The following is a 13,832-nucleotide window of genomic DNA, read 5'->3' as shown; positions in this document are numbered from 1 at the left end:
GGAGATGGCGGGCCGCACAACCCTTTGGGAGGAATTCCATGAATGCACTTTTTACGCGCCTCGGCGCGACCGCCCTGCTGGGCACTGCTCTGGCCGCTGCCCCCATGGCCGCACAGAGCCAGGAGTTCATCAACGTCCTCACCGGCGGCACCTCCGGCGTATATTATCCGCTCGGCGTCGCGCTGAGCGAAATCTATGCCGACGGGATCGAGGGTGCCCGCACCCAGGTGCAGGCCACCAAGGCCTCGGTCGAAAACCTCAACCTGCTGGCCCAGGGCCGCGGTGAAATCGCCTTTGCGCTTGGCGACTCTGTCGCGCTCGCCTGGGAAGGCAACGAGGAAGCCGGCTTCCCCGGCCCGCTCGAAGGTTTGCGGGCCATTGGCGCGATCTATCCCAACTACGTGCAGATCGTTGCCGACGCGCAATCGGGCATCGTCAGCCTCGATGACCTGCCCGGCAGATCCATGTCCGTGGGCGCTCCGGCTTCGGGCACCGAACTCAACGCCCGCGCCATCTTCGAAGCGGCTGGCCTGAGCTATGACGACCTCGGACGTCTCGAATACCTGCCCTACGCGGAATCGGCGGAACTGATCAAAAACCGCCAGCTCGATTCCACGCTGCAATCTGCCGGTCTCGGCGTCGCTTTCATCCAGGACCTGACCGCAACCCACGAGATCAACATCGTGGCCATTCCCGCCGAAGTCGTGGAATCGATCGGCGCGCCCTATGTCCCCGCCGTAATTCCCGCCGGGACGTATCGCGGCCAGATGCAGGACGTTCCCACCGCAGCCATCGGCAACATTCTGGTCACCCATGACGGTGTGAGTGAGGAAACCGCCTATCAGATGACCAAGCTGCTGTTCGAGAATCTCGACCGCATGGAGGCCGCTCACAGCGCCGCCGCCTCGATCAACATCAACGCGGCTGTCGAAGGTCTCCCGATCCCGTTGCATCCGGGCGCGGAACGCTATTACCGCGAACAGGGCATCATCGAGTAACAACCGCATCCGTGCGATCCGCCACATTCGGCGGGTCGCACCACCGCTCTTTTTGGGAGGAAAGAGAAAATGAGCCAAACCGGTGACGTCCGGGCCGACGCCCTTGCCCGCCAATCGGAAGAAGAAGCGGCCGAGGGCCTGCCCCCTGGATTTGGCACAGGCATTCCCGGCAAAATCGCGTTTGGGATCGCCATCGCCTTTGCCCTTTTTACGCTGTGGACTGCCGCCTACGGCTCGTTGCCGAGCCAGGTCGTGCGCGCCATGCACGTGGGTTTTCTCCTGCTCCTTACTTTCGGCCTGGTCGCCAATCTCATTGCCAAGACCGTGCTGACCAAGGCCATCTTCTGGGCCCTGGGTGTCGCGGGCTTTCTCACCGGCATCTATAACTGGGTCTTCTATGTCGACCTCATCCGGCGCACCGGTTTTCTCACCACAATGGATCTGGTCGTCGGCACCACGGCAGTCGTTCTGGTGTTCGAAGCCGCACGCCGAATCTTGGGCTGGCCGCTTGCGGTGATCGCGGCAATCTTTTTGGCCTATTGCTTCTTCGGCCAGCATCTCCCAGCTCCGCTCATCCATCGCGGCTACAGCTTCGAATTGATCGTCGAGCATTTCGGCTTCGGCACCGAAGGCATCTACGGCACACCGGTTTATGTTTCGGCGGCCTATATCTTCATTTTCGTGGTTTTTGCCGCGTTCCTGGAACGGGCCGGCATGCTCAAGCTCTTCAACGATTTCGCCTTGGGCCTTGTCGGCGGCACACGCGGCGGTCCGGCTCAGGTGGCCGTGCTCTCCTCGGCTCTGATGGGCACCATTTCCGGTTCGGGCGTGGCCAACGTCGTGGCTTCGGGCCAGTTCACCATTCCGCTTATGAAGCGCTTCGGCTATCGCTCCGCCTTCGCCGGCGGAGTGGAGGCGACTGCCTCGATGGGCGGCCAGATCATGCCGCCGGTGATGGGGGCGGTCGCCTTTATCATGGCCGAGACGCTCAATCTCCCCTATGCGTCCATCGTCCAGGCCGCGATCATCCCGGCCCTGCTCTACTTCGCCGTCTGCTTCTGGATGGTGCGGCTCGAGGCCGCCAAGCTTGGCCTTAAAGGCATGTCCAAGGACCAGCTTCCGAACCCCTGGCAAGCGGTCAAAGAGCAATGGCCGCTCATTCTCCCCCTGGCGGCGCTGATCTATCTGCTGTTCGCCGGCTACACCCCGATCTTTGCGGGAACCATGGGGCTTGCGCTCGTCGTCGTTCTCATCCTGGGCACCCCCCTTGCCGCCAAGATCGGTCCCGTCGCCTTCCGCGTCGTGTTCTGGATCGCCCTCGGCCTTGCCGCCGCCTCCTTCACATGGTTCGGAGTCAACCTGCTCTTTGCGGTCATCATTGGGCTCATCGCCGCCTGCGCCTTCTTCAAGGGTGGACGCGAAACGCTCGCCATCTGCCGTGACGCGCTGGCTCAGGGCGCCCGTAACGCCCTTCCCGTGGGTGTGGCATGCGCCGTGGTGGGTGTCGTGATCGGCACGCTCACCCTCACCGGCATCGCTTCAACATTCATCAGCGCCATCATCGGCATCGGCGAGAACAATTTGTTCCTCTCGCTGGTGCTCACCATGGTCACCTGCCTCGTCCTGGGCATGGGCATCCCGACCATCCCCAACTACATCATCACCTCGTCGCTGGCCGGGCCGGCACTGCTCGAATTGGGCGTGCCGCTTTTGGTCAGCCATATGTTCGTTTTCTATTTCGGCATCATGGCGGACCTTACGCCGCCCGTGGCGCTGGCCTGCTTTGCCGCCGCGCCAATCGCCAAATCCACCGGCCTCAAGATTTCACTGAATGCGATCAAACTCGCCGCGGCCGGCTTCGTCATCCCGTTCATGGCCGTCTATACACCTTCCTTGATGCTCCAGGACGGCGGCTGGATGGCCGAGGCGTTCGGGTATCCTGTGGAAGTGGCCTACATCATCTTCAAGGCCTGCGTGGGAATCGGGCTTTCGGGTGTGGGACTGATCGGTTTCCTCTTTGTCTGGACCGGCCTTGTCGAGAGAATGCTATTCCTCGCCGCTGGCGTGACGCTGATCCTTGCCCTGCCGTTCACCGACGAGATCGGCTTTGCCCTCGGCCTGGTGCTCGTCGGCTTCCAGATCTGGCGGGCCCGAGCGGCCAGTAGGGCACAAGCGGCATGAGCCTGTGCATCGCCGCGGGCGGAAAGATCATCGCGCTCGCGGCGACCACCTTCAGCCTCTCCTGGACCCATTCGGTGGAAAGGACGCTCTGGCAGGAGCAATGGATCGTCCGGGAGGGGAAGCTGGCGATCACGCAAGCGACTGTGCAAGGCTCGGGCGCCGGAATCGGCCTGCCCGACAATGCTGTCCGCTCCGAGGATGGCTGGAGCTATACGCCAGACCTGCCTCCTCTCGAACGCCTCTCACTTGCCGCCTCGGGCGCCACGCCTTCAGCCTGGACCTTATGCGCGGATGGCCAATGCCTGGAGCTCGGAGCTGCGGCGGGCGATACCGTCGTGCTATGGGCCGACGGCCAGTGCAGGACGCCGTAGCGAACCTTCGCCCGCCTGCCCGAACACGTTGCCGATGCCGGTCAGCACCGGACCTGAAAGCTCCAGGCGCGCCATCTCACCCGGCAATTGGCTCAGCGTGCAGCGAATGACGGCCTTGCCGGACCGGCCGACATTGGTCGCCACGACGACCGGCGTAGCCTCATCCATCCCATGGGCGATGAGGTTTTCCGCAATCTGCGGCGCGGTGCGTCCCGACATGTAATAGACATGGGTTGTCGCGGGGTCGGCCAAGGCCCGCCAATCGAGATTGCGCGGCAACTCCCCATCGCGCGCATGGCCGGTGACGAAACGCACCGACTGCGCGCAATCGCGATGCGTGAGCGAGACACCCAGTTCCGCCGCCAGCGCGAAGGCGGCCGATATGCCCGGGACGACCGATACCGGTATCCCATGATCGGCCAGCGCGGCGATTTCTTCACCGGCGCGCCCGAACAGCATTGGATCGCCCGATTTGAGCCGCACCACATGCCGCCCCTTCCTGGCCAGATCGAGCATCAACACGTTGATATCCTCCTGCCTGCAGCTTTCGCGGCGGGCGCGCTTGCCCACCAGAATGCGCTTGGCTTCGCGCCGCGCCAGTTCCAGAACCTCGTCGGAAACAAGATCGTCGAACAGGATCACATCCGCCGATTGCAGGGCGCGAACGGCCTTGATCGTGAGGTATTCGGCATCGCCCGGCCCCGCGCCCACCAGCGTCACGCGGCCTTGCGGGGCCCCACGAGCGGCGTCGAGCAGGGCCCGCCCATCGCCTGCGGGCGCTTGGCCCGCAAAGCTTAGATCGGCAAATCGCTCCCACAATGCGCGGCGCTCAGCTCCAGGCTTGAGCCGTTCGAGCACTTGCCCGCGCAGCTTCTGCGCCAGCCTCGCCCATTGGCTCAGCGTCTCTGGCAGCAGCGTCTCGATCCGCCGCCGCACAGCCTGCCCCAGGATCGGCGCGGCCCCATTGGTGGAGATGCCCACCACCAATGGCGAGCGATTGACGATGGCGCCAAACTGGAACTCGCAGTGTTCGGGCTTGTCGATGACATTGACCGGAACGCCGTGCTCGCGCGCCATCGCGACAAAAGCGGCCGCTTCTTTTGCTTCGCAATCGCCGACCGCCATCGCAAGGCCCTGCCATTGGGCATGTCGCCAATGGCTCTCTGCAACCGTCACCGCGCCGCGTGCCGCGAGAGCCTGCATCTCGGCGCAGGGATGATCGGCATGGACTTCAACCTGCGCCCCGGCGGCCGCCAGCAGCTCGGCCTTCCATGCAGCCGGTTCCTCTCCGCCGGCGACCAGCACGCGCTTGCCTTTGAGATCGAAGAAAACCGGCAGGCAATCGAGGGCGCCCATACGCGGGCGTTCAGCCTCACTCGGCTGCCGCGAGACGATGTGCATCGACAATTCTCCTGATTTCCGTGCGGCACGAGCCGCAATTGGTTCCAGCCTTGAGCACCGCTCCGACGGCATCGACACTGCCGCACGCGCCGCTCGCCACGACCTCCGCGATCTGGTTGGCGCCCACCCCGAAACACGAGCAGACCAGCGGACCGGGGTCGGGCCGGCCGGCCCCCGGACGGCCCGAAAGAATCATGCCCCGCGTCAACGCATCGGCATGACGCTGTCCCAGTTGCGACACGACCCATTGCCGCGCGGCAAGCACCGGGTCGGGCGAAAGATAGAGAGCGCCGGCGAGCACATCTCCGACGAAGTGCGCGGCGCTGAATCGCCCGGTCCGAGCATCGATGTTTGTGATGACGGGCGCATCATCGGAGAGCCCCAGCAGCGAGCGGGCGAGCGTCATCATATTGGTTTGCGGCGAGAACACTGCGATCTCGGCCCGCCAACCCGCCTCTGCCTTGGCCAGCGCCCAATAGTCGACCGCACCGAAATTCGGGCGTTGCATGCTGACTAGGAACCCATAGTGCGCGACATCGACCGGCGCGAGGCTGACGCGCCCAGATTTAAGCCCCGGCTGACCCGACTGCGGATCGGTGCGCGGTGCGACCAGCGCGTTGATCCGGCCCGAGGACGACGTTTCCTCGGTCCAGTGCATGGGGACGAAGACGCTGCCCTTTTGCTGCCGCTCGCTGACCAGGGCGCGCATAATGGCCGAGCCATGCCGGTTCTCAAGCCGCACCAATTGCGTGCGCCGGATCGAGAACTTCGCCGCATCGTCAGGATGCAGTTCCGCGAATGGCTCGGCGAAATGCGCCGAGAGTCGCGCCGCGCGACTGGTACGCGTCATGGTATGCCAATGATCGCGCACCCGGCCGGAATTGAGGATCAACGTACCCGGAACAGCCGGCTTGGCCGGTGGCGGGCTGAGCGGCACGATCCGCGCCTTCCCGTCAGGCGTATAAAACCCGCCCGCAGCAAAGAACCGCCCTCCGCGCTTTCCTCGGCGCGGTACAGGCCATTGAACCGGCTGCAGCCCATCATAGTCGCCATCGGCAAGGCCCGAGATGTCGAAGTCCCGGCTCCCATGGTTCTGAAGTCCCGACAACTGCGCATGTTCGGCAAAGATTTCAGCCGGGGAGGCGTAGTCGAACCCGGCAAACCCCATGCGCCGGGCGACCTGGCAAATGATCCACCAATCTGGACGCGCCTCCCCCGGCACCGGCAGAAAGGCCCGCTGGCGCGAGATGCGGCGCTCGGAATTGGTGACGCTTCCCGACTTCTCGCCCCACCCCGCCGCCGGCAGGAAAATATCCGCCTGCCGCGCCGTATCGGTCGAAGCGAACATGTCCGAGACGATCACCGTCTCGCACGCGGCGAGCGCCGCGCGTGCCCTGTCGGCGTCGGGAAGTGAAACCAACGGATTTGTCGCCATGACCCAGACGGCGCGAATGCGCCCGTCCGCAATCGCGTCGAACATCTCCACCGCCTTGAAGCCCGGCTTGCGCGCAATCCGCGGCGCGCGCCAGAAAGCAGCGACATCATCGGCCTTGTCGAAATCCATGTGCGCCGCCAGCATGTTGGCCAGTCCACCCACTTCGCGTCCGCCCATGGCATTGGGCTGGCCGGTGACCGAAAACGGTCCCATGCCGGGCCGCCCTATCCTGCCGGTCGCGAGGTGGCAATTGAGAATAGCGCTGACCTTGTCGGTGCCCGAAGTCGATTGGTTGACCCCTTGCGAATAGACGGTGACGACCTTTTCGGTCTGGGTGAAAAGGTCGAAAAACAGTGCCACATCGGCAGCTGCAAGCCCTGTGGCCTGAGCCACATGCGCTATCGTCCAGTCCTCGGCGGCATCCAGGGCTTCCGAAATGCCCATGGTGTGTTCGCCGATATAGCGGGCGTCGAACGCTCCGGCATTGGCAAGGTGCGAGAACAGGCCAAGGAACAGCGCCACGTCCCCATCCGGCGCGATAGAGAGGTGCAAATCGGCACCCTCGGCGGCATTGGTCCGCCGGGGATCGATCACCACCACGCGCATGTCGCGATTGGCCTCGCACGCGGCATTGAGCCGTTGGAACAAGATAGGATGGCACCAGGCAAGGTTGGAACCGACAAGCACGACAAGATCTGCCAGTTCGAGATCTTCATACGCTCCGGGCACGGTATCGGACCCGAAAGCCCGCTTGTGCCCGGCCACCGAGGACGCCATGCACAGGCGCGAATTGGTGTCGATATTAGCTGTGCCGATGAAACCCTTCATCAGCTTGTTGGCGACGTAGTAGTCTTCGGTCAGCAATTGCCCCGAACCATAGAGCGCCACCGCATCCGGCCCATGCTCGGCGACGGTTGCGATCAACCTTTCGGCGACGGCATCGAGTGCCGCCGGCCAATCGACGCGCTCGCCTCCGATCATCGGATAGAGTTGCCGCCCCTCTAGCCCGAGCGTTTCAGCGAGCGCCGAACCTTTCGAGCACAACCGCCCGAAATTGGCCGGGTGTTCGGGATCGCCTGCGATCGCCACGCTTCCATCGGCGTCCGGGGTCGCCAGAACCCCGCAGCCGACGCCGCAATAAGGACAGGTCGTTCGAATGGGCCCGGTCATCTCACTCGGCCGCCACCGCCAGCGCGATATTGGCGTCGATCAGAATGGCCTCCCCCTCGCGCCGGAGCGCAAAGGTGCGGACCTGTCCCTCATCGGCGCCCTGTGCCTGTCCCGTTTCGAGCGAAAACACCCAATTGTGCAGGGGGCAGGTCACCTGGGCCCCGTGCACGATCCCCTGGCTCAGAGGCCCGCCCTTATGCGGGCAGCGATCCTCGATGGCATAGACCTCGTTGGTCGCGGTTCGGAACACGGCTATCCGCCCGATAGGCGTATTGATGCACCGCGCGCCGCGGAGGGGAATATCGGAAAGATGCCCGATCTTGATCCACTCGCTCATCGCGCTCACTCCGCTGCCTGGGGGAAACCGAATTCAGCCATGGCGGCGAATTCATGGGCGTCCTTGCCGTTGACCCGCTCTTCCCACGGATCGACTTGCGCGAACTTCTGGGAATGAACGAAACGGTCGAAATAATACCGGCGCTTTTCGGCGTCCTCGACGATATTGGCCCTGATCGAATCCGACCCGACCCGCGTGGCCCATTTGTAGATGCGTTCGAGATAGCGCCCCTGCTCGCGATAGAGCTGAACCAGCGCCACGATGATCTCCAGCGCCTCGTCCTCGGTCTTGGCGTGGCAGAGCACTTCGGTGCCCTTGATGTCGAGCCCCGCCGCCCCGGCGAAGTGGATTTCGTAGCCTGAATCGACGCAAACCACGCCCACATCCTTGCAGGTCGCTTCCGCACAGTTCCGTGGACATCCCGACACCGCCATCTTGACCTTGGCCGGCGTCCAACTTCCCCACATGAACTTTTCGATCCGCACCCCCAGCCCGGTCGAATCCTGCGTTCCGAACCGGCACCAGTCCGATCCCACGCAGGTCTTGACGGTGCGCAGCCCCTTGGCATAGGCGGCGCCCGAGACCATGCCGGCCGCATTGAGGTCCGCCCAAACACTTGGCAGGTCCTCCTTCTTGACCCCCAACAGATCGATGCGCTGGCCGCCCGTCACCTTGATGGTGGGAATGGCGAACTTGTCGGCCACATCGGCTATTGCTCGCAATTCGCGAGGATTGGTGATCCCGCCCCACATACGCGGCACGACCGAATAGGTGCCGTCCTTCTGGATGTTTGCGTGCACCCGCTCGTTGATGAAGCGGCTCTGATTGTCGTCCTCGTACTCACCCGGCCAGGTCGAAAGCAGGTAGTAGTTGAGCGCCGGCCGGCACTTGGCGCAGCCACAGGAGGTCTTCCATTCGAGCTCTTGCATGACCGCCGGAATGGACTTCAATTGCTTGGCGACGATCAGCCTGCGCACCTCGTCATGACCGAGATCGGTGCAAGGACAAACCGGCTGGATCGCGGCGGGATTGTAGGCGTCCCCCAGCGTAGCGGCGAGCAGCTTTTCCACCAGTCCCGTGCACGAGCCGCAGCTTGCCGAGGCTTTGGTGTGGGCCCGCACATCGTCGAGGTTCTTGAGCCCCTTGCCCGCGATCGCGCCGGTGATCGCCGATTTGCATACGCCGTTGCAGCCGCAGATTTCTGCATCATCCGGCAAGGCTGCAACGGCCGCCATAGGGTCCAGCTCGGCCCCTCCCTGATAGGCCTGGCCGAAAATGAGCGTGTCGCGCATCGAGGTGATGTCTTCGCCGCGCTTCAACAAATCGAAAAACCAGGCGCCATCGCCGGTTTCACCGTAAAGCACGGCGCCCACGATACGGTCGTCCTTGAGCACGACACGCTTGTAGACACCGGCAGCGGCGTCGCGCAGCACGATCTCCTCGCGGTCCTCGGCATCGGCGAAATCGCCGGCCGAATAGAGATTGACGCCGGTGACCTTGAGCTGAGTGGCCGTCTTGACCGGAGCGAAGGCCGCTTGCGTTCCGGTGAGCGTCCTGGCTGCCACCTTGGCCATCTCATAGAGCGGAGCGACAAGGCCATAGACAACGCCCTGATGCTCGACGCATTCGCCGAACGCGAGAATATCAGGATCCGAGGTCAGCATCTGGTCGCTCACGACAATGCCGCGCTCCACATGCAGCCCCGCATCGGTGGCGATGCGGGTTTCAGGGCGGATGCCCACCGCCATGACGACGATATCGGCATCATAGACCGTCCCGTCCTCGAGCAGCACGGCTTCAACGCGGTCCTCGCCCAGTATGGCCTTGGTCTGCGCCTTGCAGTGGATGGTGATGCCCCGGCTTTCGAGCTCGCGTTGCAGCAGGTAGCCGGCCGCCGGATCGAGCTGGCGCTCCATCAGGTGCCCCATAAGGTGCAGCACCACGACCTCCATGCCGCGATTGCGCAGCGCCGCGGCAGCCTCAAGGCCCAGCAGCCCGCCGCCGATCACCACGGCGCGTGAGCCGGGCTTTTGCGCCGCGGCAATCATCGTTTCCACATCGTCGAGATCGCGGAAGGCAACCACTCCCGGCAAATCCTTGCCGGCGACCGGAATGATGAAGGGCGCCGAGCCGGTGGCGATCACCAGCCTGTCATATGGCGTTTCCACACCATTGGCGTGCACTGTCTTTGCGGCGCGGTCGATCCGGGTCACCGTCTGCCCGAACCGGCAGTCCACCCCATTGGCCGTGTACCAATCCGCGTCGTGGGTCACGATCTCCTGATAGGTCTTCTCCCCCGCGAGCACCGGGGAAAGCATGATCCGGTTATAGTTGCCGCGCGGCTCGGACCCGAAAAGGGTCACCTGATAGCGTTGAGGATCGGCCTCGAACAGGTGCTCGAGCATGCGGCCCGAGGCCATGCCTGCACCAATGACGACGAGTCTTTCAGTCATGATGATACTCTTTTATTCGGCGGCTACTGGGACGGCCTGGGCCGTACGGCGGTCGATGCTGCGCACCGAGAGGTGCATCCAGACCAGCGAAACAAGGACAATGGCGAACAGCAGCATGAAGCAGCTCGTCCACATGCCCGTGCGCTCGTTGAGCACACCAAAGGCGATGGGCAGGACGAAACCGCCCAGTCCGCCGATCATCCCCACCAGCCCGCCAACGGCACCGACCGAGCCAGGATAGTAGGCCGGGATATGCTTGTAGACGGCGGCCTTTCCCAGGCTCATGAAGAAGCCGAGCACGAAAGCGACGGCGATAAAGCCGGCCGCGCCAAGTTGTGGGAAGGACAGAACGAAGGTGGCGGCCGCCGAGACGATCAGCGTCCAATACATCACCGTGCGCGCGCCGTGGCGGTCGGAAAGGTGCCCGCCATAGGCCCTGAAGATCGACGCGGGAATGGAGTAGAACGCCGCGATCATCCCGGCGGTCTGGATATCGAAGCCATAGACTTCGATGAGGTAGCGCGGCAGCCACAGCGAAAGCGCGACAAAGGCGCCGAAGGCGAAGAAATAATAAAGCGAAAAGCGCCAGACCTGCAGGTTCCTGAGCGGCGCGAATTCCTCAGCAAGGCTGCGGCCCTTGCCCCCCGACGCGCGCCGCTCCGCGATCACGGGATCGTCTTCGGTGCTGAACCAGAACACCACCGCCATGATGGCCAGCACCGCCGCCCACACCAACGCGACGGCCTGCCAGCCCAGCGCCACCATCACGAAGGGTGCCGCGAATTTGGTGACCGCGGCGCCGACATTGCCGACTCCAAAAATGCCCAGCGCGGTGCCCTGCTTGCCCGCCGGATAGAAGCGGGAGACATAGGCCACCCCAACCGCGAACGAACCGCCGGCGATGCCCACGCCCAGCGCGGCAACCAGCATCTGCTCATAGGTTTGCGCGAACGCCAGCAGCGCAGTCGCAGCGGCGGATGCCAGCATTGTGAGCGTATAGACCAGTCGCCCGCCGAACCGGTCCGTCCAGATGCCAAGCAGGAGCCGGATCAGCGAACCGGTTAGAACCGGCGTGCCGACCAAAAGACCGAACTGGGCCTCGGTGAGCCCCAACTGGTCTTTGATCTGCACCCCGATGATGGAAAAGATCGTCCACACGGCAAAGCAGACGGTAAAGGCGATCGTCGACAGCGACAGCGCGCGGCCGGCGTTGGGAGCAGTCCCCGTATCGGGCATCGGTGAGGTCATCTCGCTCTCCATTCGGATGTGTGGGTCCGGTTCGTGCCAAAACAAAAACGCCGCCAACCAGCCAAGACCATGCCGCCCCGCAGGGACGGTTGCCTCGAAAGGTTGGCGACGTTGCCAAATTGCAGCGCCCGCCATTGGACGCCTATTTCACAGCGCTAAGCGCGCTTCGATTTCAGTCTTGCACGAACCGTGCCAGTTGCCCCACTCACTCCTCGGTCGAGCAATTCCAATAACTTAGTGGGAAACCACTCTGCCGGACCTGAAGCCGCGCCGCGACGATGACGGTCAAAGCCGAAGCAATCCGCCCAAAATTTACGCAGTGATTGCGAAGCGCTTATTGTGCGGGCAGTTCTGATTGCGCAGCAATATAAGCATCGAGTTCATCGGGATCGAACTGCGTCCCATCAAAGAACCCGTCCGGGCCCAGCGTCAGCATGCCCTCCTGCGCCCCCAGCGCCGTTGGTTCCACGAGGGCACCTTCGATTTTGGCGTTGGCGGACGGCACCGCCATGCCCATGCCGGCGAGCGCTGCGCGGTAGAGATCGGGCCGATAGGTCCGGGCGGCGATCTGTGCATTGCCTACACTATGGCTCACCTGCCCCCACCGCACCATCTGAGCATAGAACCACAGTGCGTGGCTCTGCCAGGGAAAATTCGCTGCCCGCTCGTAGGGAATGAAGAAGTCATCGACCTTGAGATTTTCGCCCCCGCCCAGCATCAGATCGCCGGTCAGCGCCCGCATCAGGATCGCATCGGAAACACCCAGCCGGTCCTCACGCGCCAGCATCCTCGCGAGCGCTTCGCGATTGGCCGGATCCCCGCTCCAGCGGGCCGCCCGCGTCACCGCTCGCAAGATCGCGCCGAGCCGTTCGGGATAGCGTTCGGCCCATTGCAGCCGTGTCCCCAGCACCTTCTCGGGGCTGGAGCGCCAGATCGAAGACTTTGTGGTGACGATGCGCCCGGTGCCGCGCGCCGCCGCGACCGAATTGAAGGGCTCGCCCACGCAATAGCCGTCGATCCGCCCGGCGGCCAAGGCATCGGGCTGAAACGAAGGCGGGACGATGACGATTTCGACATCGTGACGGGGGTCGATCCCCGAAGCCGCCAGCCAGTAGCGCAACTCGTAATTGTGCCCGCTCTCAGGATGGACGACCGCCAGCCGCAATCGCGGCGACCCGTTCTTCGCCCGCGCAGCAATGACACGCTTGAGCGCAAGTCCGGCCTGCCACGCATCGACGCCCGGACCAGCGCCCGCCCCCCGCATCTGCTCCCAGACCGCGTTGGAAACCGTCACCGCATTGCCGCCCAGCCCCAGCGCCATGGGCGCGATCATCTGCGCATCGAGTGGCGTGAGCCCCAGATTGGCGCTGAGCGGCATAGGCGCCAGCATATGCGCAAGGTCGAAATGCCCGATCGCCACGCGGTCCCGGATGTTGGCCCAGGATGTTTCACGCACCAGATCGAATTCGAGCCCTTCGGCCTCGGCAAACCCCTGCTCCTGGGCAGCGATCAGCACGACCGCGTCGAGCAGCGGGACATAGCCGATGGTGATGGGTGTCAGTCCCAAGCGCGCCTCCTAGGGTTCGAGCAGTCCGGCCGCCGTGATCAGGCTTTGCGCGATCTCGGCAATCTTGCGGTTCTGGTTCATGGCCGTACGGCGCAACAGGGCATAGGCTTCATCCTCGGAAAGCCCCCGGGTCCGCATCAGGATACCCTTGGCCTTTTCGATCGCCTTGCGGTTCTCAAGCTCGGACTTCGCCTCGGCCAGTTCCTCCCGCAAGCGCGAAAAGGCGCGGAAGCGCGAGATGGCCATATCGAGAATGGGTTTGACCCGCTCCTTGCGCAGCCCGTCGACCACATAGGCCGAAACGCCCGCATCGACCGCCGCCTCGATGGAGCCCGGATCAGCCTTGTCCACGAACATGGCGATGGGCCGCTGCAACGCCCGTGACAGCGCAAAGAAATGCTCGAGCATGTCGCGATTGGGATTTTCGAGGTCGATGATCACCACATCGGGCGCGATCTCGCCGATCCGAGCCGCCACCTCGTTGATTTCGGTGATGACGTGCACATGCGCATGGCCGGCCTCGCGCAGCCCATCCTCGATGATCGAGGCGCGGATGCGATTGTCGTCGACCACCAAAATCGAAAGCGTCTGCGGCATTCCCCACCTTATGGCGGGATTTCGATCATCCGGCAATCGGGCTAAAGGCGCGGCAAATCGGCCGCGCCCTCGTT

General features: G+C 63.8%; 10 protein-coding genes. 3 read left to right on the top strand and 7 right to left on the bottom strand.

Going from position 1 to position 13,832, the window contains the following annotated elements:
• Positions 1–38: 38 nt before the first annotated feature.
• From NO934_RS13670 to NO934_RS13660, 3 genes are all read left to right on the top strand, one after another.
• A complete protein-coding gene (locus NO934_RS13670) occupies positions 39–998 on the top strand; it encodes a TAXI family TRAP transporter solute-binding subunit (protein ID WP_309160520.1) in 960 nt (319 codons plus the stop codon).
• Positions 999–1,067: 69 nt separating this feature from the next.
• Complete coding sequence (locus NO934_RS13665) at positions 1,068–3,179, top strand: TRAP transporter permease (RefSeq protein ID WP_309160519.1); 2,112 nt, start codon at positions 1,068–1,070, stop codon at positions 3,177–3,179.
• Entirely contained in the window at positions 3,176–3,550 is a 375-nt protein-coding gene (locus NO934_RS13660) for a DUF1850 domain-containing protein (protein ID WP_309160518.1), read from the top strand. Before NO934_RS13665 ends, NO934_RS13660 begins: the two co-directional genes overlap by 4 nt.
• Here NO934_RS13660 and cysG read toward each other — a convergent pair.
• From cysG to NO934_RS13625, 7 genes are all read right to left on the bottom strand, one after another.
• Positions 3,518–4,951, bottom strand: a complete 1,434-nt coding sequence (cysG, locus tag NO934_RS13655; RefSeq protein ID WP_309160517.1) for a siroheme synthase CysG — start codon at positions 4,949–4,951, stop codon at positions 3,518–3,520. The two genes, NO934_RS13660 and cysG, sit on opposite strands and share 33 nt — an antisense overlap.
• Positions 4,923–7,556, bottom strand: a complete 2,634-nt coding sequence (locus NO934_RS13650; protein WP_309160516.1) for a molybdopterin-dependent oxidoreductase — start codon at positions 7,554–7,556, stop codon at positions 4,923–4,925. The genes cysG and NO934_RS13650 overlap by 29 nt, the downstream gene beginning before the upstream one ends.
• A gap of 1 nt (position 7,557) precedes the next feature.
• Positions 7,558–7,893, bottom strand: a complete 336-nt coding sequence (nirD, locus tag NO934_RS13645; protein WP_309160515.1) for a nitrite reductase small subunit NirD — start codon at positions 7,891–7,893, stop codon at positions 7,558–7,560.
• A 5-nt stretch (positions 7,894–7,898) separates the two neighbouring features.
• Entirely contained in the window at positions 7,899–10,346 is a 2,448-nt protein-coding gene (gene nirB, locus NO934_RS13640) for a nitrite reductase large subunit NirB (protein WP_309160514.1), read from the bottom strand.
• A gap of 12 nt (positions 10,347–10,358) precedes the next feature.
• Positions 10,359–11,594: a nitrate/nitrite transporter gene (locus NO934_RS13635; protein ID WP_309160513.1), complete on the bottom strand. Its 1,236-nt coding sequence runs from the start codon at positions 11,592–11,594 to the stop codon at positions 10,359–10,361.
• Between the two features lie 334 nt (positions 11,595–11,928).
• Positions 11,929–13,161 carry a CmpA/NrtA family ABC transporter substrate-binding protein gene (locus tag NO934_RS13630; RefSeq protein ID WP_309160512.1) on the bottom strand — a complete coding sequence of 411 codons (1,233 nt, stop codon included), beginning with the start codon at positions 13,159–13,161 and terminating at the stop codon, positions 11,929–11,931.
• A 9-nt stretch (positions 13,162–13,170) separates the two neighbouring features.
• Complete coding sequence (locus tag NO934_RS13625; protein WP_309160511.1) at positions 13,171–13,758, bottom strand: ANTAR domain-containing response regulator; 588 nt, start codon at positions 13,756–13,758, stop codon at positions 13,171–13,173.
• Positions 13,759–13,832 lie beyond the last annotated feature (74 nt).

It is taken from the genome of Pelagibacterium sp. H642 (assembly GCF_031202855.1).
GTDB lineage: Bacteria > Pseudomonadota > Alphaproteobacteria > Rhizobiales > Devosiaceae > Pelagibacterium.
This window is presented reverse-complemented; position numbering and strand designations above follow the sequence as displayed.